The sequence below is a fragment of the Streptomyces noursei genome, from assembly GCF_016917755.1.
Lineage (GTDB): Bacteria > Actinomycetota > Actinomycetes > Streptomycetales > Streptomycetaceae > Streptomyces > Streptomyces yunnanensis.
Window position 1 is genome coordinate 9,714,677 of the sequence record NZ_CP070326.1, and the last position, 26,822, is coordinate 9,741,498.

12 protein-coding genes are annotated in these 26,822 nt (G+C 70.9%); 3 read left to right on the top strand and 9 right to left on the bottom strand.

Annotated elements, in window-relative coordinates:
* Window positions 1-85: 85 nt before the first annotated feature.
* The 4 genes from JNO44_RS42250 to JNO44_RS42265 form a co-directional block, all read right to left on the bottom strand.
* Window positions 86-14,119: a type I polyketide synthase gene (locus JNO44_RS42250; RefSeq protein ID WP_205369213.1), complete on the bottom strand. Its 14,034-nt coding sequence runs from the start codon at window positions 14,117-14,119 to the stop codon at window positions 86-88.
* Window positions 14,120-14,234: 115 nt separating this feature from the next.
* Window positions 14,235-14,426: a ferredoxin gene (locus tag JNO44_RS42255; protein WP_205369214.1), complete on the bottom strand. Its 192-nt coding sequence runs from the start codon at window positions 14,424-14,426 to the stop codon at window positions 14,235-14,237.
* Window positions 14,427-14,451: 25 nt separating this feature from the next.
* Complete coding sequence (locus tag JNO44_RS42260; protein WP_205369215.1) at window positions 14,452-15,675, bottom strand: cytochrome P450; 1,224 nt, start codon at window positions 15,673-15,675, stop codon at window positions 14,452-14,454.
* Window positions 15,672-16,790 (bottom strand): NAD(P)-dependent alcohol dehydrogenase, encoded by a 1,119-nt coding sequence (locus JNO44_RS42265; protein WP_205369216.1) that lies wholly within the window; start codon window positions 16,788-16,790, stop codon window positions 15,672-15,674. Before JNO44_RS42265 ends, JNO44_RS42260 begins: the two co-directional genes overlap by 4 nt.
* 354 nt (window positions 16,791-17,144) lie before the next feature.
* On the opposite strand from JNO44_RS42265, the gene JNO44_RS42270 reads away from it, so the two are divergent.
* Complete coding sequence (locus JNO44_RS42270) at window positions 17,145-17,600, top strand: nuclear transport factor 2 family protein (RefSeq protein ID WP_205369217.1); 456 nt, start codon at window positions 17,145-17,147, stop codon at window positions 17,598-17,600.
* 900 nt (window positions 17,601-18,500) lie between these two features.
* Here JNO44_RS42270 and JNO44_RS42275 read toward each other — a convergent pair.
* The 5 genes from JNO44_RS42275 to JNO44_RS42295 form a co-directional block, all read right to left on the bottom strand.
* Window positions 18,501-19,013 (bottom strand): O-acetyl-ADP-ribose deacetylase, encoded by a 513-nt coding sequence (locus JNO44_RS42275; protein WP_205369218.1) that lies wholly within the window; start codon window positions 19,011-19,013, stop codon window positions 18,501-18,503.
* Window positions 19,014-19,147: 134 nt separating this feature from the next.
* On the bottom strand, window positions 19,148-20,569 hold the full coding sequence (locus JNO44_RS42280; RefSeq protein WP_205369219.1) for a phytoene desaturase family protein: 1,422 nt from the start codon (window positions 20,567-20,569) through the stop codon (window positions 19,148-19,150).
* Window positions 20,570-20,609: 40 nt separating this feature from the next.
* Complete coding sequence (locus JNO44_RS42285) at window positions 20,610-21,524, bottom strand: inositol monophosphatase family protein (protein WP_205369220.1); 915 nt, start codon at window positions 21,522-21,524, stop codon at window positions 20,610-20,612.
* 219 nt (window positions 21,525-21,743) lie between these two features.
* Window positions 21,744-23,603: a gamma-glutamyltransferase family protein gene (locus tag JNO44_RS42290; protein WP_205369221.1), complete on the bottom strand. Its 1,860-nt coding sequence runs from the start codon at window positions 23,601-23,603 to the stop codon at window positions 21,744-21,746.
* 218 nt (window positions 23,604-23,821) lie between these two features.
* Complete coding sequence (locus JNO44_RS42295; RefSeq protein ID WP_205369222.1) at window positions 23,822-24,583, bottom strand: SDR family oxidoreductase; 762 nt, start codon at window positions 24,581-24,583, stop codon at window positions 23,822-23,824.
* 143 nt (window positions 24,584-24,726) lie between these two features.
* On the opposite strand from JNO44_RS42295, the gene JNO44_RS42300 reads away from it, so the two are divergent.
* Both JNO44_RS42300 and JNO44_RS42305 read left to right on the top strand, forming a co-directional pair.
* Window positions 24,727-25,596 carry a helix-turn-helix transcriptional regulator gene (locus JNO44_RS42300; RefSeq protein WP_240167909.1) on the top strand — a complete coding sequence of 290 codons (870 nt, stop codon included), beginning with the start codon at window positions 24,727-24,729 and terminating at the stop codon, window positions 25,594-25,596.
* A 148-nt stretch (window positions 25,597-25,744) separates the two neighbouring features.
* Window positions 25,745-26,809 carry a lipoate-protein ligase LplAB gene (locus JNO44_RS42305; protein ID WP_205369223.1) on the top strand — a complete coding sequence of 355 codons (1,065 nt, stop codon included), beginning with the start codon at window positions 25,745-25,747 and terminating at the stop codon, window positions 26,807-26,809.
* The last annotated feature ends 13 nt before the right edge of the window (window positions 26,810-26,822 follow it).

Here is a 26,822-nt window from a genome sequence, read left to right on the forward strand (position 1 = left end):
CGGTCGTGGATCCACTGTCGGCCACGGCGCTTAAGCGCTACTTTCCCCGCGCTTTCCCCTCGACCAATGGCCGCGCAGGCGGTGGTCAGCTCCCGATTTCGCCGTCGAGAAACTCGAACAGCTCGTCATCCGTGGCGTGTACCAACCCCGGAGCGGTGCCGTCCGCGGCATCGAGTGGCGTGTCTTCGGCCAGACCCGCCCCCGCCAGCCGTGCGGTGGCTTCCCGCAGCCGCTGTTCGACGAGCCGGCGCATGCGCGCCCCGTCCTTGTCTGCTGCGCCGTCCGCAATGGAGCGGACAAGCTGGTCAAGGGCGTCCAGCGCGGCGAGTTGGCGGTCTTCGTCGTTGGGAGCCAGCCGGTTCAGCAGGTGGTTGGCGATCGCCTCGACGCTCGGGTGGTCGAAGGCCAGCGTGGTGGGCAGTTGGAAACCGGTGACGCGGTTGAGCCTGTTGCGCAGTTCCACCGCGGTCAGGGAGTCGAACCCGATTTCTTGCAGGGGGAGTTGGGCATCGATGGATACCGGGGACGAGTGCCCCAGTACCGTGGCCACGGCGTCTCTGACGAAGTCCATGACCGCTTCATGGCGCGCCTCGTCACGAAGCACGCCCACCCGCTCCAACCAGGAAGGGCCGGAGGGTTCACCGCTCCTGGACGGCACAGCGCCCTGGTCGTGGTGGGGTCGTCGCGCCGACACGAGATCAGCGAACACCGGGGGGATGTCAGCCTCCGCTCCACGACGCAGGCCGGCCGTGTCCAGCCTCATCGGGACCAGTACCGGCTGCTCCGTGGTGAGTGCGGCGTCGAAAAGCGCGAGCCCCTCCTCCGTAGGCATCGGAGCAACACCCGCACGCGCCAACCGCGCCAAGTCACCACCAGCCAAATGCCCCGTCATCCCCGACGACTCAGCCCACAACCCCCACGCCAACGACGTACCCGCCAACCCCTCACTCCGCCGCACCCCCGCCAAACCATCCAAAAACGCATTCGCCGCCGCATAATTCCCCTGCCCCGCAGTCCCCAACACACCAGCAACCGACGAGAACATCACAAACGCCGACAACCCCAACTCACGCGTCAAACAATGCAACCACCACGCACCATCCACCTTCGGCCGCAACACCCCAGCAAGCCGCTCCCCCGACAACGACTCCACCGTCGCATCATCAAGAACCCCCGCCGCATGCACCACCGCCCCCAACGGAAACTCCACCGGAACCCCCGCCAACAACTCCTCCACCGCCGAACGATCACCCACATCACACGCCACCACACGCACATCCACAGCCCCAGCCGCGTACAACCCCTCCACCAACGCACCCACACCCGGCGCCCCCACACCACGCCGACTCACCAACAACAAACGCCGCACCCCATGCCGCTCCACCAACCGCCGAGCCACCAAACCACCCAACACACCCCCCGCACCCGTCACCAACACCGTCCCCGACAAACCCCCACCACAGGCACCGGAAACACCAGACACGGAAGCAGCAGACACGGAAGCAGCAGACACGGAAGCAGCAGACACCGCAGCACGCTCCAGACGCGGCACCCACACCGCACCCCCACGCCACGCCACCTCAGCCTCACCACACCCCAACAACCCCGCAAAACCACCCACATCCACCGGCCCCACCACATCCGCCAACCCAAACCGCCCCGGATGCTCCGACACCGCCGAACGCACCAAACCCCACACCACACCCAACACCGGATCCGGCACCTCACCACCACCCACAACCACCGCACCCGACGTCACCACCACCAAACGCGAACCCACCAACCCACCACCCACCAACCACTCCTGAACAAGCGTCAGTGCGTGGTGAGCGCAGTCATGGGCGGCCTGGGCCGCGTCAGCCCGTCCAGTCGCCGGGGGGCGCACGGCGACGATCACCTGCTCGGGCACCGCCATCCCCTCGGCGACGCGTCGGCGCAGGTCTGCGAGGTCCGCGAAGCGGGGAATGGCGATGTCGTCGGCGAAGTCCTCTGGCGGGTCCCCCAGGAAGGCACAGGCATCCGGCAAGATGCGCAGGGCCGCTTCCACGGGCTGACGCGACCAGGACGGTACAAGCATCAGGCTCTCGCCGCGTACGGCGGCCAGCTGGTCGGTATCGACCGGTCGCAGCGTCAAGGACCCGACTGAGAGCAGTGGTGCGCCCCGCTCGTCGGTCACCAGCACCCGCACCGACCCGTCGGCGGCGGGGCTCAGCCGAGCCCGTGCGGTGCTGCCCATGACACCGTGCGTGCGGACTTCCTCCCAGGCGAAAGGCAGCAGCGTCTGCCCGTCGGCGTCCAGCACCAGCATGTGCAGAGCGCTGTCCAGCGTGGCCGGATGGATACCGAACTGCCCAGACGAGGGCTGCTGAGCCTCCAGTGCGACCTCGGCGAAGACATCGGAGCCGACACGCCAGGCGGCACGCAGTCCACGGAAGTTGGGCCCGTACTGGTACCCCCGCTCGGCAAGCCGCTCGTACGCCTCATCCATGTCGATCGCCTCGGCACTTTGCGGGGGCCAGACCGTCATGGGCTCGGGGACCGCTCCGTCGTCAGCAGCGAGCGTTCCGGAGGCGTGGAGCGTCCACTTCCGATCCACCTCCGGGCCGTTGGGCCGGGAGTGGATGCTGATCGGCCGACGTCCGGAGTCATCCGCGTCGCCCACCTGCACCTGGAGATGGGCGTCTCCGTCCGCCGCTAGCACCAGGGGGGCTTGGATGGCCAGGTCCGCCAACATTCCGCAGCCGGTCCGCTCGCCGGCTCTCAGGGCCAGTTCCACCAGGGCCGCACCCGGGACCAGCACCGTCCCTCCGATGACGTGGTCGGCCAGCCAGGAATGGGTGCGGGTGCTGACCCGCCCCGTGAACAGCGTCGAGGTACCGTCCGCCATCTCCACGGCCGCGCCCAGCAAGGAGTGGGATACCGGCTCCAGTCCGAGGCCGGCGGCATCGGAGGGGGCGGGGGGCGGCGCCAGCCAGTAGCGCTGCCGCTGGAAGGCGTAGGTGGGAAGTTCGACAAGGCGCGCACCGGGGAAGGCCGCGGACCAGTCCGTGGTCGCGCTCGCGGCGAGGGCGGTGTAGAGGGTCGTCGTCTCCGATCGGCCGCGCCGCATCAGTGGGTGAATCGCCTCCTCATCCACGTCATCACCCAGGCACTCGCGCGCCATGGTCGCGAGGACCGCGTCGGGCCCCAGTTCGAGGTAGGCATCCGTACCGTGGCGTTCCAACGTACGGATGGCGTCGTAGAAACGTACGGGACACCGGATGTGGTCCGCCCAGTAGTCCGCCGAGCACAGTTGCGCGTCGGTAGCGAGCTCACCAGTGGCGTCGGAAACGACTGGAATCCGTGGCCGTGTGTACGTGACCTGCGCCGCCACTCGGCGGAACTCCTCGGCCGCCTCCTCCATCAGCGGGGAGTGGAAGGCATGGCTGGTCCGCAGCCGGTTCGTCCGCCGGCCACGGGCGCGCCAGCGTTCCGCCAGTTCCTGGGCTGCCGCCTCCTCGCCCGACACCACGGTTGCTCGCGGGCCGTTGATCGCCGCGATCGCCAGCCGTCCCTCCAGCCCAGCCAGCGATTCGCGGACCTCTGCCTCGCTCGCCTGGACAGACACCATGGCTCCCCCAGTGGGCGCCGCCTGCATGATGCGGCCTCGGGCGGCCACGAGGGCACAGGCATCGGACAGGTCGAGCACTCCGGCCACGTGTGCCGCGGCCAGGCCGCCGATCGAGTGACCCAGCACGTAGTGCGGCCGCAGACGGAATTCCTCCAGGAGTCGGAAGAGCGCCACTTCGATGGCAAACAGCACGGGCTGCGTGTACCGCGTCTGCGTCAGGAGTTCCGGATCGTCACCGCGGAGCAGTTCGTGCAACGGGCGGTCCAGGTGGCCGTCGAAGTGTGCGCAGACATCTCCCAGAGCCGCCGCATAGGCCGGGAAGGACATCGCCAACTCGGCTCCTGCCCCGATGCGTTGGCTGCCCTGTCCGCTGAAGAGAAAGGCGACCTTCCCGGGCGTCCTGGCCCGGTGAAGCAGTACGTCTTCGTGGTCCTGTCCGGACACCAGGGCGGCGAGCCCACGTAGGAGTCCACTGGTCTCCCCCGCGACCACAAGAGCGCGGTCGTCGAACGCCGTGCGGGTCACGGCCAGCGACCGGCCGACATCGTCCGGACGCAGGTCGGGGCGGTCGCGCAGCAGCGCCAGAAGGCTGGCAGCCTGGGCTCGCAGCGCCTGCTTCCCCTGGCCGGTGAGGAGCCAGGGAAGCCGATGCCGGAGCACCTCAGGCTGCTGCGAGCCGTCCGCCGGCGCTGCGGTACCTGGCTCCGGCTCCGGCTCCGGCTCCGGCTCCGGCTCCGGCTCCGGCTCCGGCTCCGGCTGTTCCAGGATGACGTGGGCGTTGGTGCCGCTGATGCCGAAGGACGAGATCCCGGCGCGTCGTGGCCGCCCCGGACGGGGCCAGGGCCTCGATCGGTCCAGGAGCCGCACCGCACCGTCCGACCAGTCGACCTCGGGCGTGGGCTCGTTCCCATGGAGGGAAGTCGGCAGTTCGCCCTCGCGCATCGCCATCACCATCTTGATGACTCCGGCGACTCCGGCGGCGGCCTGGGTGTGGCCGATGTTGGACTTGACCGACCCGAGCCACAGCGGGGCCTCGGCCGCACGGTCACGGCCATAGACGGCCTGCAGTGCGCGGGCCTCGATGGGGTCCCCCAGCCTGGTGCCGGTGCCGTGTGCCTCCACGGCGTCCACCTCGTCCGGCCTCAGCCCGGCGGCTGCCAGCGCCTGCTGCAGAACCCGCACCTGGGAGGGGCCGTTGGGGGCTGTCAGCCCGTTGCTCGCGCCATCCTGATTGACGGCGCTGCCGCGCAGGACCGCCAGCACCGGGTGGCCGTTGCGGCGCGCGTCGGAGAGACGTTCCAGGAGCAACAGACCGGCGCCCTCCGCGAACCCGGTGCCGTCCGCCCCGGCGGAGAAGGGCTTGCACCGGCCATCGGGAGCCAGCCCGCGCTGCCGGCTGAACTCGATGAAGGTGGCGGGGGTGGCCATGACGGTCACTCCGCCGGCCAAGGCCATCGTGCACTCGTCGGCGAGCAGTGCCCGGCGCGCGAGGTGGAGGGCCACCAGGGACGAGGAGCACGCGGTGTCGACGGACACGGCTGGCCCCTGAAGGCCGAAGGTGTAGGCGATACGGCCGGATGCCACACTGCCGTAGCTTCCGTTGCGCAGGTAGCCTTCCAGTTCTGCCGGGACGGTCTGCAGCCGCGCCCCGTAGTCGCCGTACATCACGCCCGCGAAGACACCGGTCTGGCTGCCGTTCATCGTGCGGGGATCGATACCCGCACGTTCGAACGCCTCCCACGCCACTTCCAGCAGCAGGCGTTGCTGGGGATCGGTCGCCAGCGCCTCGCGTGGGCTGATGCCGAAGAACTGGGCGTCGAAGTCGCCCGCGTCGTTCAGGAAGCCGCCGGCCTTGGAGTACACCTTGCCCGCGGCCTGCGGGTCCGGGTCGTACAGCTCCTCGATGTCCCAGCCGCGGTCGGCAGGGAAGGGACCGATCACATCGCGGCCCTCCCGTACGAGGCGCCACAAGTCTTCGGGGGTACGGACGTCGCCGGGGTAGCGGCAGCCCATCGCGACGATGGCTATCGGCTCGTCCGCACTCGCCGCGGGCCGCGTGGTCACCGAGGCGCTCCGCGGTGCCGTGCCGCGCATCTGGTCGCGAAGGTGGTCGACCAGCGCATCGGGCGTCGGGTGGTCGAACACCAACGTGCTGGGCAGCTGAAGACCTGTCACGGCCTTGAGCTGGTTGCGGAACTCGACGGCGACCAGCGAGTCGAAGCCCAGGTCCTTGAAGGGCCGGCCGCCGGATACACGCTCGCCCTCATCGAAGTTGAGGACGGCCGCAATGCGGGCGTCGACCATCTCCCGCAGGGCGCGGTCGAACTCCTCTCCGACCAAGCCGGACAGCTGCTGGGCCCACGTTTGCCGTCCGGTCACGGTCGTGGCCGCGGCGGTTCGGCGGACCGGCGACGGGACCAGGTCGTGGAAGATCGCGGGCAGGGTGCCGGAAGCGGCATGGCGACGCAGCGCGCCGAGGTCGAGACGAGCCGGGACCAGTACCGGCTGCTCCGTGGTGAGTGCGGCGTCGAAAAGCGCGAGCCCCTCCTCCGTAGGCATCGGAGCGACACCCGCACGCGCCAACCGCGCCAAGTCACCACCAGCCAAATGCCCCGTCATCCCCGACGACTCAGCCCACAACCCCCACGCCAACGACGTACCCGCCAACCCCTCACTCCGCCGCACCCCCGCCAAACCATCCAAAAACGCATTCGCCGCCGCATAATTCCCCTGCCCCGCAGTCCCCAACACACCAGCAACCGACGAGAACATCACAAACGCCGACAACCCCAACTCACGCGTCAAACAATGCAACCACCACGCACCATCCACCTTCGGCCGCAACACCCCAGCAAGCCGCTCCCCCGACAACGACTCCACCGTCGCATCATCAAGAACCCCCGCCGCATGCACCACCGCCCCCAACGGAAACTCCACCGGAACCCCCGCCAACAACTCCTCCACCGCCGAACGATCACCCACATCACACGCCACCACACGCACATCCACAGCCCCAGCCGCGTACAACCCCTCCACCAACGCACCCACACCCGGCGCCCCCACACCACGCCGACTCACCAACAACAAACGCCGCACCCCATGCCGCTCCACCAACCGCCGAGCCACCAAACCACCCAACACACCCCCCGCACCCGTCACCAACACCGTCCCCGACAAACCCCCACCACAGGCACCGGAAACACCAGACACGGAAGCAGCAGACACGGAAGCAGCAGACACGGAAGCAGCAGACACCGCAGCACGCTCCAGACGCGGCACCCACACCGCACCCCCACGCCACGCCACCTCAGCCTCACCACACCCCAACAACCCCGCAAAACCACCCACATCCACCGGCCCCACCACATCCGCCAACCCAAACCGCCCCGGATGCTCCGACACCGCCGAACGCACCAAACCCCACACCACACCCAACACCGGATCCGGCACCTCACCACCACCCACAACCACCGCACCCGACGTCACCACCACCAAACGCGAACCCACCAACCCACCACCCACCAACCACTCCTGAACAAGCGCAAGAGTTCGGTTGGCCAGGCGGTGTGCCTGGCCGGCGCGGTCGTCATCGTCGTGGTCAGGCGCCATGGCCACGGCGACGATGCCTGGGACAGGCATGCCCTCGGCCACTGCACGCCGCAGGTCGGCCAGCTCGGGGTAGTGCATCACCGCGTCGCCGGCGAGCTGCGGGAAGTCGCCGCCCACCACGCACCACGGTGCGCCGGAGTCCACCGAGGGGACCGGCTTCCGCACCCATGCGGTGCGGTAGAAGGAAGTCGCCCTGTCGGGGTCCGCCGCAACGAGCTGCTCCGCTGAGACCGGACGCAGCACGATGGAGTCGACCGAGATCACGCCCGCGCCGTCGGCATCCCTCGCGAAGATCGCCACGCTGCCGTTGTCGGCGGGGACGATCCGTACCCGTAGCTCAGCCGCGCCGGTCCGCCGGAGGGCGACCCCCGACCAGCCGAAGGGGAGGAGCGGACGGGTCATATCCGCCCCATCGGTGCGTGTGCCGTCGCCGAGCACGACCGTGTGGAGGACGGAGTCGAGCAGGGCAGGGTGCAGCGCGAAGGCACCAGCCTCCTCTTGTCCGTCGGCCACGGGCAGTCGGACCTCGGCGTAGATTTCCCCGTCGTGCGTCCAGGCCGCCTGCAGACCCTGGAACGCCGGACCGTATTCGTAGCCTGCGGCGGCCAGTTCGTCGTAGCGGTTCGTGAGATCGATGGGGACTGCGGCAGCTGGTGGCCAAGCCAGTTGCTCGGTGGTGGCAGACTCCATCACCTCGGGTGCCAGCGCTCCGACGGCGTGTTCGACCCACGGGCGTTCCGCGTCCTGCGGGCCGGCCGGCCTGGAGTGGATGCGGACTGCCCGCTGCCCGGAGTCGTCCGGCGCGGCGAGCGCCACCTGGAACTCCATGACACCCTGTGAGGGGAGGACCAGCGGTGCCTGCAGGGTCAGTTCGCCCAGCCGGTGGCAGCCGACAGACGCGCCGGCGCGGAGTGCGAGCTCGACGAAGGCTGTGCCCGGCAGCAGTACGGTCCCGGAGACGGCGTGGTCCAGCAGCCACGGATGGGTGGTGGCGGACAGTCGGCCGCTGAACACGGTCCCGCCATCCACCGCCAGTTCCATTCCGGCAGCCAACAGGGGGTGGTCCATGCTGCCCGGTCCCGCGGCGGGCCGGCCGGCCGTGGGACCGGAGAGCCAGAAGCTGCGGCGCTGGAAGCGGGAGGTGGGCAGCTCTATCGCGGGCTCCGCGTTGTTGGCGTACACCGCTGGCCAGTCCACCTCGGCGCCGTGGACGTGCGCATGGGAGAGCGAGGCCAGGAAGCGGTCCCAGCCGCCCTCGTCACGCCGCAGCGACGGCACCACCGTCGTGCCCTCCGGCGCGTCGTCCGCGTGATCCGCGCTGTCCTGGACAGCGGTGGTGAGCACGGGGTGCGGGCTGCACTCGATGAAAATCCGGTGACCACCGGCCAGCAACACCCGTACGACAGAGGCGAATTGCACGGTCTCCCGGAGGTTCCGGTACCAGTATTCAGCGCCGAGCGCGTCGGTCTCCAGGCGCTCCCCGGTCACGGCGGAGTAGAACGCGACCTGCGAACGGCGCGGGGTGACGTCGGCAAGCACCTCCAGCAACTGTTCCCTGATCGCCTCGACGTGGGGCGAGTGGGAGGCGTAGTCGACCGGAATCCGGCGGGACCGGACGCCCTCGTCCTCGCAGCGGGCCATCAGCTCATCCAGCGCCTCGGAGTCGCCGGAGACCACGGTCGCGGCCGGTCCGTTGACGACCGCGACGTCCACCCGGCCTTCCCAGGGGACGAGCAGGCGGCGGACCCGCTGCTCGCCGGCCGCCACGGAGACCATGCCTCCGCGGCCAGCCAGTGACTTGAGCACCTGGCTGCGCAGCGCGACGACCTTGGCCGCGTCCTCGAGTGAGAGGGCGCCTGCCACGCAGGCCGCCGCGATCTCGCCTTGGGAGTGCCCAGTCACCGCGTCCGGCGCGACTCCACAGGACTGCCAGAGCGCGGCGAGGGAAACCATCACCGCGAACAAGGCCGGTTGGACTATGTCGACGCGGTCGAGCCCGGGGGCATCCGGGTCCCCGCGCACCACGTCGAGCAGCGACCAGTCCACGAACGGTGCCAGTGCATCCGCGCACTGCTCCATCCGCTGCCGAAAGACCTCCGAGGAGTCCATCAGGCCGGCCGCCATACCGACCCACTGCGAGCCCTGGCCAGGGAACACAAAGACGGTGCCGCCTCCGGACTCGCCGGTCCCAAGCACCACGTCGGCTGCGGGTTCGCCGTCTGCCAGCGCTCGCAGCCCGGCCAGCAGACCGTCGAGATCAGGGCCGGTCACGGCGGCGCGCTGCGGCAGGGCGGCGCGGGTGGTCGCCAGGGCGGCCGCCACCCCATCCACGTCGACACCGGCCCCACGGTCGGCGAGGAACTCTCCGAGGCTGCTGGCCTGGGCTCGCAGGGCCTCGTCGCTGTGGCCGGACAGCAGCCAGGTCGTCGTGGCACCGTCGGGGCGGACCGGCGGAGCCTGCGAAGCGTCTGCAGGCGGAGCCTCTTCCAGGATGACATGGGCGTTGGTTCCGCTGATACCGAAGGACGAGACCCCGGCCCGCCTCGGGCGTCCCTCGCCTTCCCATGGCCGAGCCTCGGTAAGGAGCGCCACCGTCCCGTCCGACCAGTCGACGTGGGGTGAGGGCGCGTCCACGTGAAGGGTCCGCGGCAGCGTAGCCTCGCCCATGGCCATGACCATCTTGATCACGCCGCCGATTCCAGCGGCGGCCTGGGTGTGGCCGATGTTGGACTTCAGCGACCCCAGCCACAGCGGCCGGTCCTTCGTCCGCCCCGTCCCATAGGTGGCCTGCAACGCGCCGGCCTCTATGGGGTCGCCGAGTGTGGTGCCGGTGCCATGGGCCTCGACCACGTCGACCTCGTTCGGGCCGAGCCCGGCGGCGGCCAGCGCCTGCCGGATCACACGCTCCTGGGACGGCCCGTTGGGAGCGGTAAGGCCGTTGCTCGCACCGTCCTGGTTGATCGCCGAACCGCGGAGCACGGCGAGGACCCGGTGTCCGCGACGCCGGGCGTCCGAGAGCCGCTCCAGCACCAGAATGCCGGCGCCCTCACCCCAGGCGGTGCCGTCCGCAGAGGCGGCAAAGGGCTTGCACCTGCCGTCCGGGGCCAGCCCACGCTGGCGGCTGAACTCCACGAACATACCGGGCGTCGCCAGCACCGCAGCACCTCCGGCCAGGGCGAGCGAGCACTCGCCGCGGAGCAGCGCCTGCCCCGCCAGATGGAGAGCGACCAAGGACGACGAGCAGGCGGTGTCGACCGTCACCGCCGGCCCCTCCAGGCCAAGCGTGTACGCCACGCGTCCCGACGCCACACTGACCGTGCTGCCGGTCAGCAGATATCCCTCGTGGCCACCGGCAGGTTCGTGCATCCGGGGCCCGTAGTCCTGCGCCATCGCCCCGACGAACACGCCGACCGGCTGCTCGCGCAGAGACAGCGGATTCACCCCGGCCCGTTCCAGCGCCTCCCAGGAGACCTCCAGCAGAAGCCGCTGCTGGGGGTCCATGGCCGCGGCCTCACGAGGGCTGATCCCGAAGAACTGCGGATCGAAGGCGTCCGCGTCGTGGACGAACCCACCACTCCTGACGTACGACTTACCGGGCCGTCCTGGCTCGGGATCATGCAACGCGTCGAGGTCCCAGCCGCGGTTGGTGGGGAAGTCCGATATTGCGTCCTGCTCGCCGACGACGAGCCGCCACAGTCCGTCGGGGTCGGTCACGCCGCCGGGAAAGCGGCATCCCATGCCCACGATCACCACTGGGTCGTCGAACGCCGCCGGGGTGCCTGGCTGCGGCTGTCCCCACGGCCCGTCCTCCGGCACGGCGTCCTGGAGCGCGGAGCCGAGCCAGCGGGCCAACGACCGTGGCGTCGGATAGTTGTAGATCAGAGCCGACGGCAGGGACAGCCCAGTAGCCGTCGCCAGACGGTCACGGAGCTCCACGCCGCCGAGCGAGTCGAATCCCAGCTCTCTGAAGGTCCGTTCCGCGTCGAGCGTGGCAGGCGTCGCGTGTCCGAGTACCAGTGCGCTCTCGGTGCGTACCAGGTCGGCCAGCAAGCGTTCACATTCTGACGGCGAGCTTCCGGCGAGCGCGGCGCGCAGGGCCGCGCCACCCCCGGTCTCCTGCAACGGCACCGACTCGTCACCGGCGGTGTCCGCCGCGCCGGGCTCGGCCACAGCCGGGTGCCCGGCCGGCGCGGGACCGGTGTCCAGCCAGTGCCTGCGGCGCCGGAAGGCATAGGTGGGGAGCGGCGCGCGACCGGCACCACGCGCGTCGTAGAACGCGCACCAGTCGACGGCCGCTCCGCGCAGAGTCAGTTCCGCCAGTGCGCGGGTCAGTGTCTCCGCCTCCGGCCGGCCGTGCCGCAGAGCCGGGACGACATTCGCACCCTGGTCGTCGTGGCGATCCGCCAGGTTCTGCCGGACCGCGGCCGTGAGCACAGCGGTGGGGCCGAGTTCGAGGAAGTCCCGCACCCCGAGCGCATACAGCGTGTTCACCATGTCGCCGAAGCGCACCGCCTCCCGCACATGCCCCACCCAGTAGTCGGGGCTGCACGCCTCCTCCGGGGTCAGGATCTTGCCAGTTACGTCGGAGACGATCGGGATGCGCGGAGCGCGGAAGGAAAGCTGCGACACCACCTCGCGGAAGGCGGCCAGCATGGGCTCCATGAGGGGCGAGTGGAAGGCATGGCTCACCGTCAGCGACTTGGTGCGCCGCCCCTGTTGGCGGAAGAACGCGGCGACCGGTTCCACTGCTTCCCGTGCACCGGAAACCACCACCGCCCGGGGCCCGTTGACGGCAGCGACGCCCAGCCGCAGGTCCGCGCCGATCCGGTCCCGGACCTCCTGCTCGTCGGCCTCCACGGCGACCATGGCGCCGCCCTCGGGCAGCTCGTCCATGAGTCGGCCCCTGGCAGCGACCAGGGACACCGCGTCGTCCAGGTCCAGCACTCCCGCGACGTGAGCCGCGCTCAGCTCGCCGATCGAGTGCCCGGCGAGGTAGTCGGGATGCACACCCCAGCGCTCCAATACCCGGAACAGCGCGACCTCGATGGCGAACAGCGCCGGCTGTTGGTAACGGGTCCGCTCCAGAAGGGCGGCGTCGGCGCTGTCGGGCTGCGCGAACACCACGTCCCGCAGCGGCCGGTCGAGATGAGCGTCGAAGCGGTCGCAGATATCGTCGAACGCCTCCGCGTACACCGGGAATCGGCGGTGCAACTCACGGCCCATGCCCGGGTACTGGCTGCCCTGGCCGGACATCAGGAAGGCACTGGTGAAGCCGCCTTCGGCCGGTGTGCCCCGCAGCACCGCGGGCGACGAAGTGCCCGATGCCAGGGCGGCCAGGCCGTCCAGAAGATCGGCGCGAGTGCGGCCGGTGATGGCGGCGCCATTCACGTGCAGTGTCCTGTCGAGCGCCAACGAACGACCGAGGTCGTCCGGGTGCGTCCCGGGGCGTTCCTCGACGTACCGACGAAGCCGCTCGGCCTGCGCTCGCAGGGCCTCCTCGCCACGCCCCGATACCAACCACGCCAACGGTGCCTCGTCGCACCGCTCGGTCGGGGCGGCGGCGGGTGCCGGCCCCTCGGCGAGCACCACGTGGGCGTTGGTGCCTCCCATGCCGAAGGAACTGACGCCGGCGACCAGGGGGCGCTCCGGCCTCGGCCACGGCCCGAGTGCGCGCTGGACGCGCAGGTTCATCCGCTCCATCGGGATGTCCGGGTGAGGGGTCTCGAAGTTCAGGCTGGGCGGCAGTTCGCGGTACCAGACGCTCAGCGCCGCCTTCAGCAGGCCCACGATGCCGGCGGCGCCTTCCAGATGCCCCACGTTGGTCTTGGCCGAGCCGACCAGCAGCGGTGCGTCCGCGTCCCGTGCGCCGCCGAAGACGGCACCGAGCGCAGCGGCCTCGATCGGGTCTCCCACCCGGGTTCCTGTCCCGTGCAGTTCGGTGTACTGCACCTCCCTCGCCGCGATGCGTGCCCGGCGCAATGCCTGCCGGATCACGTCCTGCTGGGCTGCGCCGTTGGGGACGGTGAGGGCGGAGGTGTCGCCGTCGTTGTTGACCGCGCTCGCACGGATGACGCAATAAATGCGATCTCCATCGGCCACGGCGCGGCGAAGTGGTTTCAGTACCACCAGCGCGCCCCCCTCGCCCCGCACATAGCCATTGGCCCGTGCGTCAAAGGTGTGGCAGCGGCCGTCCGGGGAGAGCGCCCCTGACTTGGTCGCCACTACCGTGCCCTCCGGCAGCAGGTTGAGGTGCACCCCTCCCGCGATAGCGGTGTCACACTCGCCGTTGAGCAGACTCGTGCACGCCAGGTGCACAGCGACCAGTGAAGAGGATTGCGCAGTGTCCACGGTCAGGCTGGGCCCCTTGAGGCCCAGGGTGTACGAGACGCGGTTGGCGATGAAACCGCGGTACAGGCCGGTCGCGGTGTGCCGGCCAATCCGGTCTGCCCCGCGGCGGTGTTGGAGGATCGCGTAGTCGTCGCTGATGGACCCGATGAAGACGCCCGTACGGCTGTCCCGCAGTGCCGCGGGCGGGCAGCCGGCGTCCTCCAGTGCCTCCCAGCCCAGTTCCAGCGTCAACCGCTGCTGCGGGTCCATTGCAGCCGCTTCCCGGGGTGAGATGCCGAAGAAGCCATTGTCGAAGCCGTCGACCTGGTCGAGGAACCCGCCGCGCCGGGTGATGGCCTTGCCCGGAGTCCCCACCGAAGGGTCGTACAGGGCGTCGGCATCCCAGCGGTCCGCCGGAACGTCGGTGACGGCGTCCACGCCGTCCCGCAACAGCGTCCAGAAGGCGTGCGGATCGGAGGCTTGCGGCAGTCGGCAGGACATGCCCACCACCGCCACCTCGTCGCTGGCGAGCACTCGCTCTTGCAGGACCTCGGATTCGGACTGGTCTGCCATCGTCGCTGTGACCTTTCTTCACCATGGGGCGACGCGGAACCGTCGCGACTTCTCCGGGGTTGCCGACTCCGCCGGCGGCGTTGTGGACCTGACGGGCCGGATGGCTGCCGCTGGACTACTCCAAGGCGATCGCTCGGGCCGGGCAGACGAACGCCGCCTCCTCCAGCTCCGGTTTCTGTTCCGGCGAGGGAGCATGGTCGAGCACCACCACCAGTCCGTCCTCTTCGCCCTGGTCGAAGACGGCCGGGGCGATCACGGCACACTGGCCGGAGGCCACACAGCGGTCTCGATCGACTGTCACTCGCACGGTTCGACTCCTGTCCGGGTCGGGGTCACCAGGTGACCGGCAGGGCAGAGACCCCATTGATCTGGGAGAACAACTTGAAGGGGATGTCTTCGAAGGGCACCGCCAGGCGGAGTTCCGGGAGGCGCCGCAGCAACGTCCCGAAGACCACCTCCAACTCCACACGCGCAAGGGGTTGTCCGAGGCACTGGTGGACGCCGTAGCCGAAGGCCACGTGATCGCGGCAAGAGCGCCGGACGTCGAAGCAGTCGGCGTCCGGGTAGTGCGCGTCGTCGCGGTTGGCGGAGAAGTTCAGCGGCACGATGCCCTCGCCCGCGGGGATCACCATCGAGCCGATCTCGATGTCCTCGGTGGCGACTCGCAGGACCACCAGGTGGACCACGGTCAGGAAGCGGAGCATCTCCTCGACAGCCTGCGGCATCAGTTCCGGCTCGGCCCGCAGCACGGCCATCTGGTCGGGATGATGCAGCAGCAACAGGGTACCGACGGCCACCATGTTCGCCGTGGTGTCGTGCCCGGCGACGATCAGCACCATCGCCGTGTTGACCGCGTCCTGGCGGGTGATGGACCCGTCCCGGCTCGCGGTGACGAGCATTCCGAGGATGTCCTCACCCGCTTCGGCCCGCGACTCCCGCGCCTCCAGCAAGCCGGTGAGATATACGCGCAGCGACTTGCCGGCCCGCAGGGCTCGCTCCTGAGCGCCCGGGTCACCGGTGTTCTCCCGGTTGAGCAAGTGCTGGGTTTCCTCGTTGAAGAAGTCCCGGTCCTCGGCGGGCACGCCCAGAATCCAGCTCAGGACCGTCGAGGGCACCGGAAGGGCAAGCGAGGTGACCAGATCCGCGGTGCGGTCCGGGGCCGCCAGCATGGCATCGATGGTGTCGTCGGCCAGCTGCTGGATGCGCGGCCGCATCGCCTGCATGCGCTTAGCCAGGAAACTCTTCGCAAGCAGCCGCCGGAAGACCGTGTGCTCCGGGGGATCCATGCGCAGGAAGGGGCGTTCGTGTGCCCCCGCCGGGCGGAACCCGAACTGCGGAAATCCCTCCTTGGACAGATCCGCGCTCGCCCGCGGGTCCGCGAGGATCGCGCGGACGTCGTCGTAGCGGGTCACCAGCCACACCGGCTGCCCGTTGCGCAGGTGCACCCGCGTCACCGGGCGCTCCCTACGGAGCCAGGCGTAGAGTTCCGGCGGATCGAAGGGGTACCTGGGCCAGGGGAACGGCTCGGCCAGCTGAGCCGGTGCCGGATCTTTCACGGTGTGCCTCCGATCTCGTGGTGAACGCGGGACGGCACCAGTACTGGTTTGATCACCGCTCCGCTGGCGGTGTCCCGCTCGGCATCGTTGATCCGCTCCAGCGGATAGGTCTTCAGCAGGCGCTCGAACGGGAAACGTCCCGACTGCCACAGCCGGATGAGCCGAGGGATGAAGTGCTGCGGTACCGCGTCACCCTCCAACAGATAGGTGAGGGTCTTGCCCGCGGCGAGGGCCCTGGGGGGCACGATCAGGTCGTCCCCTCCTGTGGCCACCAGCGCACATGTTCCGCGAGGGCTCAGCACGGACAGTGCGGTCAGTACGACGTGGGCCTTCCCGGTGGTGTCCAGTGCGAGGTCGAAACCATCGCCGGCCCCGCCCCGGAGCTGGTCTGCGATGTCGGGGGCAGCGCCGTCCACCGCGTGCGTCGCGCCCAGTTCCAGGGCCAGCTTCCGACGACGCTCATGGAGGTCAACCACGGCGATGCGGTCGACGCCGGCGGCACGCGCGGCCATCACCGCCGCCATGCCCACCGCTCCGGCCCCGAACACGGCGAGGCCGGCTCCCGGCCCGATGGGCGCAGCGAGCAACACCGCTCCCGCTCCGGTCTGCAGTCCGCAGCCCAGCGGACCCATCACTTCCAGTGGCAGTGCCTTGTCGACCACGACCAGGTTACGTTCGGTGGCGAGCCAGTGGGTTGCGAAGCTGGACTGCCCGAACCACCGCGCAGACACCTCTTCCTCGGCGTCACGCGCTCCCGCCGTGCCGTCCACCCGGCGCCCGGACAGGTTGCGCACCATGAACTCGGTACACGCCGTGGGCCGACCGGAAAGGCAACCGGTGCACCACCCGCACGAGTCAAAGCTCGCGATTACATGATCGCCGACCGACAGACGGGTCACCCCCGGCCCGACCGCCTCGACCACACCGGCCCCTTCGTGCCCGGGCACGAGTGGAAGCCGCGCGGCCACGCCGAGGCGAGGCAGAAAGTCGGTATGGCACATACCGGCCCCCACGGTGCGCACAAGCACCTCGCCGAAGCCCGGTTCGTCCAGGTCGACTTGCCCCACGTCGAACGGTTGCCCGGGGTTCCGCAGTATCGCGGCTTCGATCCGCATGTGGTTTCCGCACCTCCAACCGTGCCGTCCGTTCCTCGAACCACGCGGTCCAGGACTGCCGGATCATGCTCGACGCGGGCGCTAAAGGAGGAACTAAGCCGGGCTAATAGCGCAACCGCGTCTTAGGGTGACGGTGCGTGCCGGGTCTCGTTGATACGGCTGTGCGAGAAGCGCTGCCGGTCGAAGCACATCGTGTGTGGCCGGGGTTCCACGCCCGTTTCGCCCATCGTCTCGGCAGGCCAGCACTGCGGGATCGGGCCCTGGCCTCTCTACCGGGGTGCTGATGCCGTTGGGAGGGGAAGAACTTGTGCCATACCATCCACCTCGCCCAGCAGTACCCATGATGGAGGATTCGTGCCGCGGACACCGAGGCAATTACTTGAGTGCTTCCAGCAGGCGATGCTGGATTTCTCACCGGATGCGCTGGCGGACCTGTTCGCTGAGGACGCCGTCTATGAGTTCCCCTTCCTTGCCCCACAGCGGGAGGCAGGACGTTACGAGGGACGCGAACAGATCCGTGCAGGTTTCACCCGTGCCTGGAGTTCGCCGCACCCGTCGCCGGTAGTTGGGTTGCGCGACGTGCGGGTGCACGAGACGGCGGACCCAGAGCTGATCATCGCCGAGCACGAGTTCGACGCTGTCAACCATGCGACAGGCGAGTCCTTCACCTCCGGGTTCGTCCTCATCCTGCGGGCCCGCGGAGGACAGATCGTCGACGTGCGGGACTACGCCGACGTGCTACGGCTCTCGGCGGGCCTCGGCCGGCTGCCCCAGCTCTTCGAGCAGCTGCGGGGCACCGAGCAGATGTGAGGAGCGGCCGCCAGGCGCCACGTAGGACCGGAACCGTTCTCCGGTCCTACTCCAACCACGACTCGCAGCCCACGTGGCACCAGCATAGGCTCACGCGGGTGTCGCCTGTCGCCCCCGTTTCCCCTTTTCCGCCGGCCAAGGGGAGGCGGCGGAACCGACTGACCGGGTCTGCGACACCAGCCTGCTGACGGACGCGACGGCAACAGCCCTATCGAGTATGAGGGCTTCGCGATCGCGATGCTGGCGGGGCAGCCGCCTACTGGCACCCGCTCTGCGCGGCGCTGCGCCGCCAGTCAGGCGTCCTGCCAGTCCAGTACCCCGGCCGCCAGGACCGCAGGCACGTGCCGCTGCCGGCGAGCATCGGCGACCTGTCCTTCACCACGCTCGGCCTGCTGGCCGTGTGGGCCATGGTCAGCGCCACGGCGGACAGTGCGGCCTGGAGGGTGGTCGGCCGGGACCTGCAAGGCACAGGTTCGGCTCTGCTCTCACTTGCCGCCGACATCGTTTGCGGATTTCTGTCGGGCATCAGTTATCCACCGGGGCCGGCGTCATCAGCGCCGCCGTCGGCATGGGAAGCGACACGGGAATGGTCATGGCGTACTGCTGAGCAGCGCAAAAAAACACACCTGACTCACCATCAAAAAGAGCGTTGCGAGCGTCAAGATGCCGCCCGTAACGCCCACACCGCACATGACGTTCAGGCGCACAACAGCAAGTCAGGGTCGCTTCGCAGCCCGCTCCAGAATGACAACGCACTCCACATGATGCGTCATCGGAAGCACGTCCATGAAGCCGGACGCCCACGCCAGGTGTACGGGCGCCTCAGTAAAGACAGCTGTACACCGGGCGCTGCAAGGTTGAGGACTCAGGCACCACAGGCAAACCGAAACCGTGGCCACGTCATCGGAACTGCGCGGCGAACGCCTCGTACGCCCGCCCGTCGAAGAGGACGAATCTGACCTCCTCGACCGCGGTCTGCGTGCCCCGCACAGTCTCCACCGCGATCCGGGCGGCGTCTTCCATCGGCCACCCATAGATCCCGGCGGAGACGGCCGGAAACGCCACCGTGCGGGCGCCCAGTTCGTCAGCAACCCGCAACGCCTCCCGATAGCAGGAGGCCAGCAGCTCCGACCGGTCCTCCTCACGGGAGAAACGGGGGCCCACGGTGTGGATCACCCAGCGGGCGGGGAGGCGGCCGGCGCTGGTGGCGACGGCCTGGCCGGTGGGCAGGCCGCGGCCGTAGTGGCCGGCGCGGAGGGCGCGGCACTCGGCGAGGATGTCGGGGCCGCCGCGGCGGTGGATCGCGCCGTCCACTCCCCCGCCGCCCAGGAGCGAGGAGTTGGCGGCGTTGACCACGGCGTCGACGGCCTGTTCGGTGATGTCGCCCCGGGCGAGGGTGAGGATGGTGCTCATGGGGATGAGCCTAGGGTCTGACCGACGGGTCATGGCCGGGGCCGCGCCTGGCCCATCGGACAGTCCCTAGTTCTAGGGCACGGCCGCAGAGTCCCGTCTGCCGTTCGGTGTCCGGTACGCGCTGGGGAGGGCGCTCAGCGTCCGCCGGCGCGGAGGCGGCGCCAGACGGCTCGGGCGGCGTGGTGGCCGGACATGCCGTGGACGCCGGGGCCGGGCGGGGTGGCCTGGGAGCAGAGGAAGACGGCGGGGTGGGCGGTCTCGTAGGGGACGCGGGTGAGCTTGGGGCGGATGAGGAGGCGGAGGCCGGCGGCGGAGCCGGTGGCGGTGTCGCCGCCGACGTAGTTGGCGTTGCGGGCGGCGAGCTGTGGGGGGCCGGCGACGGCGCGGGCGAGGACCAGGTCCCGGAAGCCGGGGGCGAAGCGCTCGATCTGGCGCTCGATGACGTCGGTGGCGTCGCCCTCCCAGCCGTTGGGGACGTGGCCGTAGGCCCAGAAGGTGTGTTTGCCCTCGGGGGCGCGGGTGGGGTCGATGAGGCTGGGCTGGGCGGTGATGAGGAAGGGGACGGAAGGGTCGCGGCCGTCGACGGCGGCGTCCAGGGCGGCGGAGATCTCGCCGTGGGTGGGTCCGATGTGGACGGTGCCGGCGTGGTGGGCTTCCTTGGCGGTCCAGGGGACGGGGCCGGAGAGCGCGTAGTCGACCTTGAAGACGCTGGGGCCGTAGACGACGTCCCGGTAGGCGTTGCCGAGGCCGGCGATGCGGGCGAGGGCGGTCGGGGAGGTGTCGAAGACGTAGGCGCGGGCGGGCGGGAGGTCGTCCAGGCGCTTGACCTCGAAGTCGGTGTGCACCGTGCCGCCGTGGGCACGGAGCAGTCCGGCGAGGGCGTCGGAGATCGCCTGGGAGCCGCCGCGGGGCACCGGCCAGCCGTTGGCGTGCGCGGCGAGCGCGAACATCAGGGCCAGGCCACTGGTGCCGAGGCCGCGGAGCGGGGCGATGGCGTGGGCGGCGAGGCCGGCCAGCAGGCCGCGGGCCTTCTCGTCCTGGAAGCGGCGGTTCAGCAGGGTGACCGGCTGCATGGCGACCAGGCCGAACCGCGCGTAGGTGAGCGGGTCCTGCGGCAGGCCGAGCCACTGCGTGCGCAGGAAGTCGTGGGCCATGGTGTCCCACTTGCCGGTGAACGGGGCGATGAGCCGGCGGTAGGTGCCGGCGTCGCGCGGTCCGAACGACATGGCGGTCTCGCCGACGGAGTGCGCCAGGACGGCGGCGGTGCCGTCGGGGAAGGGGTGCGCCATGGGGAGGTCGGGGTGGAGCCATTCCAGGCCGTGCCGTTCGAGGGGCATGGCGCGGAAGGCGGGCGAGCCGATCGCGAGCGGGTGCACCGCGGAGCAGGGGTCGTGGCGGAAACCGGGGAGGGTGAGTTCCTCGGTGCGGGCTCCGCCGCCGATGGTGTCGCGGGCTTCGAAGACCTCCACGGACATGCCGCGGCGGGCGAGTTCGACCGCCGCCGTCAGGCCGTTGGGTCCGGATCCGATCACGACGGCATCGAGCATCGTCGGCACCTGCGCCACTCCCCTCGTGTCCGACCCTCGTCGATGAGGGTCAGTTGGCGTCAGCCAGCAATCCGAGGATACGCCGCGCCGTTTCGGCGTCCCGGGCCGCGGTGAAGGGGAGCGCGTTGCCGCCCTGGATGCGGAAGGGTGCTCCGGCGACCGTGCCGCTGGCGCCGCCCGCTTCGTGGACGAGGAGGAGTCCGGCGGCGTGGTCCCAGGAGTTTTCCCAGCTGAAGGCGGTGGCGTCGAGCCGGCCGAGGGCTATGTGGAGGTATTCCAGGCCCGCGGAACCGCAGGGGCGGGGGGCGATGCCGGGGGTCTGCAGGGCGGCCAGCACGCGCTTTTGGTCGTCGGTGGTGAAGTCGGGGTGCGAGGTGGCGACTTCGAGGTCGGCGCCGGGGGCGGGGTGGCCGGCGGTGAGCCGCTGGCCGTTGAGCCGGGCGCCGGCGCCGCGGCGGGCGACGGCCATCTGGTCGAGGGCGGGGGCGTACGTCCAGGAGGCGAGCACCTCGCCGCGGTGGGCGAGGGCGACCAGGGTCGCGAAGCCGGGGTCGCCGTGGACGAACTGGCGGGTGCCGTCGACCGGGTCGACGATCCAGACGAGGCTGTCGCCGTGGAGGGCGTCGAGGACGGTGGGGTCGGCGTGAACGGCTTCCTCGCCGACCACACGGGAGCCGGGGAGCAGCGCGGTGAGGGCCGCGGTGAGGTGTTCCTCGGCGCTGCGGTCGGCGATGGTGACGAGGTCGTGCGGGCCGTTCTTCTGGACGACGTCCTCGGCGGCGAGCTGCCGGAAGCGGGGCATGATCTCGTCGGCCGCGGCCTGCCGGACGGCGGCCTCGACGGCGGCGAGGTCCAGCCCGGAGAGGTCCGGGGCGGCGGCCGCGACGGTGGGCGGGGTGAGGGTGACGGCGTCGGTGAGCTCCGTGGTGTCTCCCGGGTTGCGCATGTCCAGTGCTTCGATCATGCGTCCATCGAACCACGAGCCACTGACACGGCAGCCGGACTCCAGGTGAAATCCGGGTGCCGTGCGGGCCACGGGCGGGTGCGGCCGGCCGCCGCGAGGAGCGCCGGTCGGCCGCACCCGCCCGTGGCCCGCAGACATCGTCCCAGGTCAGCCCCTTGATCAGCGCGCCGAACAGCGCATCGGTCGGCACGCCGATCAGTGCGTCGGTCAGCGCGTCGGTCAGCGGCCGACCGCGTACCCCTGCATGCCGCGCGGGTTGGCCGCGGCCGACAGCACCCCGGTGCGGGGGTCGCGGGCCACCGCGCACAGGCGCCCCTCCGACCAGGCGGCGCCCACCGTGACGTCGTGGCCGCGCCGGCGCAGCCCGTCGATGACCGCGTCGCCGATCCGGGATTCCACCGTGACGCTGCCGGGCCGCATCCCGCGCGGGTAGAAGGAGCCGGGGAAGGAGTCGTTGTGCCAGTTCGGGGCGTCGATGGCGCCCTGGAGGTCGAGCCCGCCGCGGACCTGGGGGCGCTGCGCCACCGCCAGGAAGAAGTGCAGCTGCCACTGGTCCTGCTGGTCGCCGCCGGGGGTGCCGAACGCCATGACGGGGACGCCGTCGCGCAGCGCGAGGGAGGGGGTGAGGGTGGTGCGGGGGCGGCGTCCGGGGGTGAGGGAGTTGGGCAGGCCCTCCTCCAGCCAGGCCATCTGCAGTCGGGTGCCGAGCGGGAAGCCGAGGCCGGGGATCACCGGGTTGGACTGGAGCCAGCCGCCGGAGGGGGTGGCGGAGACGAGGTTGCCCCAGCGGTCGACGACGTCGATGTGGCAGGTGTCGCCGCGGGTGGTGCCGTCGGGGGCGATGCCGGGGTCGGCGGTGGGCGGTGCGCCGGGGGTGCGGGGGCCGGTGCCGCGGGCCACGGTCGGCTCGCCCGCGCCGCTCGCCGGGATGCCCAACGGGTCGAAGCCGCCGCTGCCGGTGGCCACGGCCAGGGCGTGCTTGCTCAGTCGCGGGGTGCGGCCGTCGGGGCTGCCGGGGCGCAGCACGTAGGAGGCGCGCTCGCCGATGAGGGCCCGGCGGGCGGTGTTGTAGTCGTCGCCGAGCAGGGTGGTGAGCGGGACGTCGGCGGCGTCGCCGTACCACGCCTCGCGGTCGGCCATCGCGAGTTTGCTGCCCTCGATGAGGAGGTGGACGTAGTCGGGGCTGCCCGGGGCGGGCAGTTCCTCGGGCAGCAGGGCGAGTTGTTGGAGGAAGGCGGGGCCCTGGGTCCAGCCGCCGGCCTTGGCGACGGTCCAGCCCTGCCAGTCGTGGGTGACCGGGTCCTCGTAGGTGGCGGTGTGGGCGGCCAGGTCGTCGCCGGTGAGGGTGCCGGCGTGGCGTTCGCCGGAGGTGTCCATGGCGGGTCGGGCCGCGAAGTCGGCGAGCGCCTCGCCGATGAAGCCCTCGCGCCAGATGCGGCGGGCGGCCTCGATCTGTGCGGCGCGGTCGGCGGAGGCGGCCTCGGCCTCGGTGAGCAGGCGGCGCCAGGTGGCGGCGAGCGGGCGGTTGGTGAGGAGCTCACCGGGGCGGACGGCGCGCCCGCCGCGGAGGTAGAGCTCGGCCGAGGAGGTCCACTCGGTTTCGAAGAGCGCGCGGACGGTCTCCACCGTCTCCCCGATGCGTTCGACGGCGGGGTGGCCGTGCTCGGCGTAGCCGATGGCGTGGCGGAGTACGTCGGCCAGGGATTTGGTGCCGTGGTCGCGCAGCAGCAGCAGCCAGGCGTCGAAGGCGCCGGGGACGGCGGCGGCGAGCGGTCCGGTGCCGGGGACCAGGTCCAGGCCGAGGGAGGTGTAGTGGGCCACGGTCGCCCCGGCGGGGGCGGGTCCCTGTCCGCACAGCACCCGCACCGGTCCGTCGACCGGGGCCAGGATGATGGGCACCTCGCCCGCCGGCCCGTTCAGGTGGGGTTCGACGACGTGCAGCACGAAGCCGGCGGCGACGGCGGCGTCGAAGGCGTTGCCGCCGTCCTCCAGGACGGCCATGGCGGACTGGGACGCGAGCCAGTGGGTGGTGGCGGCCATGCCGAAGGTGCCTTGGAGGGTGGGGCGGGTGGTGAACACGGGGGCTCCTCCTCGTCGGCCGTTGCGGGGCGGCACGGGGTGTGCCGGCTGCGCGCGGGCCGTGGTGGCGGTCGTGGCGTTGCGATCACCCGTACCCTCCCCGCTGGGGGCCGACAACCCACCTCCTCCTTCAGTGCCGTCCGATGGGCGGACCGGGTCCGTCGGGGTGGTTCCCGCGGTGCGCCGCCGGCCGGTCCCGCTCCGTCGGGCGCACCGGGTCATGCCTGGCGCGTCGGGAGCACGATCGCCTGGCGCAGGTTGACGTGGCGGGCGCGGCTGGTGGCGAAGGCGATCAGGTCCGCGATGTCGTCGGCGGACAGGCCGATCAGCGCGTCGAACATGCCGTCCAGTTGGCTGGAGAGTTCCGCGTTGTCGATGTGGCCGCCCAGTTCGGTGTCGGTCAGGCCCGGTTCGATGTTGGTGACGCGGACGTCGCGCGGGCCCAGTTCCGTGCGCAGGGACTGCGAGAGGTAGGTGAGCGCGGCCTTCGTCGCGCCGTAGACGGCGTAGTGGGGGAACGGGACGTGCGCGCCGATGGAGGAGACGTTGACCAGGTCGGCGGTCCGGCCGGCCGCGGCCGCCGCGATCAGGTCCGGGGTGAATGCGCGGATGACGCGCAGGGCGCCGGCCACATTGGTGTCCAGCATGCGCTGCCACTCGTCGATGCGGCCGTCGGTGACGGGGTTCGGCAGCATCACGCCGGCCGCGTTGACCACCAGGTCGACATCGCCGTAGGCGGCGTGCACCGTCTCGACGGCGGCGTCCACGGAGGCCGCGTCGGTGACGTCGGCGGTGACCACGAGCGCCTGTCCGCCGTCCGCCTCGATCTTGGCGGCGAGCTCGGCCAGCCGGTCGGTGCGGCGGGCGAGCAGCGCCACCCGCACGCCGTGCGAGGCGAGCAGTCGGGCGGTGGCCTCGCCCATGCCGCTGGCGGCTCCGGTGACGACGGCGGTGCGGCCGGCGAGGGTGGCGTACGACATGGGAACTCCCGGGTTCGTGGGGCTCGCCGCCGGGCGTCTCCCGGCGACGTCCACCACCTTGCAACCAGGCGCCGCGCCTACCCAGGGTTGCTGTTTTCCTGGGTCCGGCAGTACCAGGAAAGGACGCGACCTAGGATCGGGGCATGGACACATCCATCGGCCGGGAACTCGGCGACTTCCTGCGCTCGCGGCGCGCCCGTATCCGGCCCGAGGAGGTCGGGCTGCCGGGTCACGGCAGGCGGCGGGTGCCGGGGCTGCGCCGTGAGGAGGTCGCCCAGCTCGCGGGCGTCAGCGTCGACTACTACATCCGTCTCGAACAGGGCCGCGGCCCCTCGGTGTCGGACGCCGTGCTCGACGCCGTCGGGCGGGTGCTGCGGCTGGACGACACCGAGCAGGAGTATCTGCGCACGGTGGCCAGGCCCGCGCGCCGCCGCCCGGCCACCGCGCGCCGTGCGCCGCGTCCCGCGCCGCAGCAGGTCCGTCCCGGCCTGCGGCTGCTGCTGGATCTCGTCGACCGGGCACCGGCGTTCATCCTCGGTCGCCGGATGGACGTGCTCGCCTGGAACGCCCTGGCCGACGCCGTCGGCGGCTTCTCGCGGCTGGCGCCCGAGGACCGCAACATGCCGCGCCAGGTGTTCCTCGACCCGCGGGCACGCGAGGTGTATCCGGACTGGCCGGCGGTGGCCGCGGAGACCGTCGCCCATCTGCGCCTGGACGCGGGCAACCATCCGCACGACGAGCAACTGGCCACGCTGGTGGGCGAGTTGTCGCTGGGCAGCGAGGACTTCCGGCGACTGTGGGCGGACCACCTGGTGAAGGAGAAGTCGTACGGGGCGAAGCGGATGCTGCATCCGGTGGTCGGCGAACTCACGCTGCCCTACGAGACGTTGACGGTTCCGGGCGAGCCGGGCCAGATGCTGGTGGTCTACACGCCGGAGCCGGGCTCGCAGACGGAGGAGCGGTTGCGGCTGCTGGCGAGCTGGGCGGCGACGCCGGTGTCCCCCGGGGCGTGACGGACGGCCCGCGGGGCGCTCCTCGGGATCCGCTGCCCGCACGGGAGCGGACGGCCTTTCGGGCCATCCGACCGCCGTGGCGTTACGGTGTCCAGGAGAGTGCGGCGCCGGATCGGGTCGCGGTGCCCGACGAGGCGGAGAGTGTGGAGTGCACGGCGAATACAAGGTCCCCGGTGGCAAGCTGGTGGTCGTCGATCTGGACGTAGCGGACGGCCGGCTGCGGAACGTCCGGGTGGCCGGCGACTTCTTCCTGGAGCCCGACGAGGCCATCCTGGAGATCAGTTCGGCGTTGGAAGGCGCGCCGGTCGACACCGACACGACGGGGCTCAGGGACCGTATCGACGCGGCGCTCCCCGAGTCGGCGGTGCTCTTCGGCTTCACCAGTGAGAGCGTGGGCGTCGCGGTGCGTCGGGCCCTGGCCCAGGCCACCGACTGGCGCGACTACGACTGGCAGCTGATCCACGAGGCGCCCCAGTCCCCGGCGCTGCACATGGCGCTCGACGAGGTCATCACCGCGGAGGTGGCCGCCGGTCGCCGGCCGCCCACCCTCCGGGTCTGGGAATGGGACGCGCCGGCCGTCATCATCGGCAGTTTCCAGTCCCTGCGCAACGAGGTCGACGCGGCGGGTGCGGCGCGGCACGGCGTCACGGTGGTGCGCCGGATCTCAGGCGGCGGGGCGATGTTCGCGGAGCCGCAGAGCACCATCACCTATTCCCTCGCGGTGCCCGATGCGCTGGTCTCCGGGCTGTCCTTCGCGGATTCCTACGCCTATCTCGACGACTGGGTGCTGGCCGCGCTCGGCGACCTGGGCATCAAAGCCTGGTACCAGCCGCTGAACGACATCGCCACCGACATGGGGAAGGTGGCCGGCGCCGCGCAGAAGCGCATGGTCGGTCCGGGCGGCGGGCCCGGTGCGGTGCTGCACCACGTGACCATGTCCTACGACATCGACGCCGACAAGATGTTGGAAGTGCTGCGGATCGGCAAGGAGAAGCTCTCCGACAAGGGCACCAGGAGCGCCAAGAAGCGCGTCGACCCGCTGCGTCGGCAGACCGGCCTGCCCCGTGAGGCGGTCATCGAGAAGATGATCGACTCCTTCCGTTCGCGCTACGGCCTGGCCCGCGGCGAGGTCACCGCGGAGGAGATGGCCCGCGCCCGCGAGCTCATGCGGACGAAGTTCGCCAACGAGGAGTGGACCACCCGCATTCCCTGACCGCCCCCGGGCG

Bases quoted from the DNA above. Each gene is read 5' to 3' on its own strand.
- JNO44_RS42300 (WP_240167909.1), top strand. From the start codon at position 24,727: ATGGACACATCCATCGGCCGGGAACTCGGCGACTTCCTGCGCTCGCGG.
- JNO44_RS42275 (WP_205369218.1), bottom strand. From the start codon at position 19,013: ATGAGCACCATCCTCACCCTCGCCCGGGGCGACATCACCGAACAGGCC.
- JNO44_RS42250 (WP_205369213.1), bottom strand. From the start codon at position 14,119: ATGGCAGACCAGTCCGAATCCGAGGTCCTGCAAGAGCGAGTGCTCGCC.
- JNO44_RS42265 (WP_205369216.1), bottom strand. From the start codon at position 16,790: ATGCGGATCGAAGCCGCGATACTGCGGAACCCCGGGCAACCGTTCGAC.
- JNO44_RS42295 (WP_205369222.1), bottom strand. From the start codon at position 24,583: ATGTCGTACGCCACCCTCGCCGGCCGCACCGCCGTCGTCACCGGAGCC.
- JNO44_RS42285 (WP_205369220.1), bottom strand. From the start codon at position 21,524: ATGATCGAAGCACTGGACATGCGCAACCCGGGAGACACCACGGAGCTC.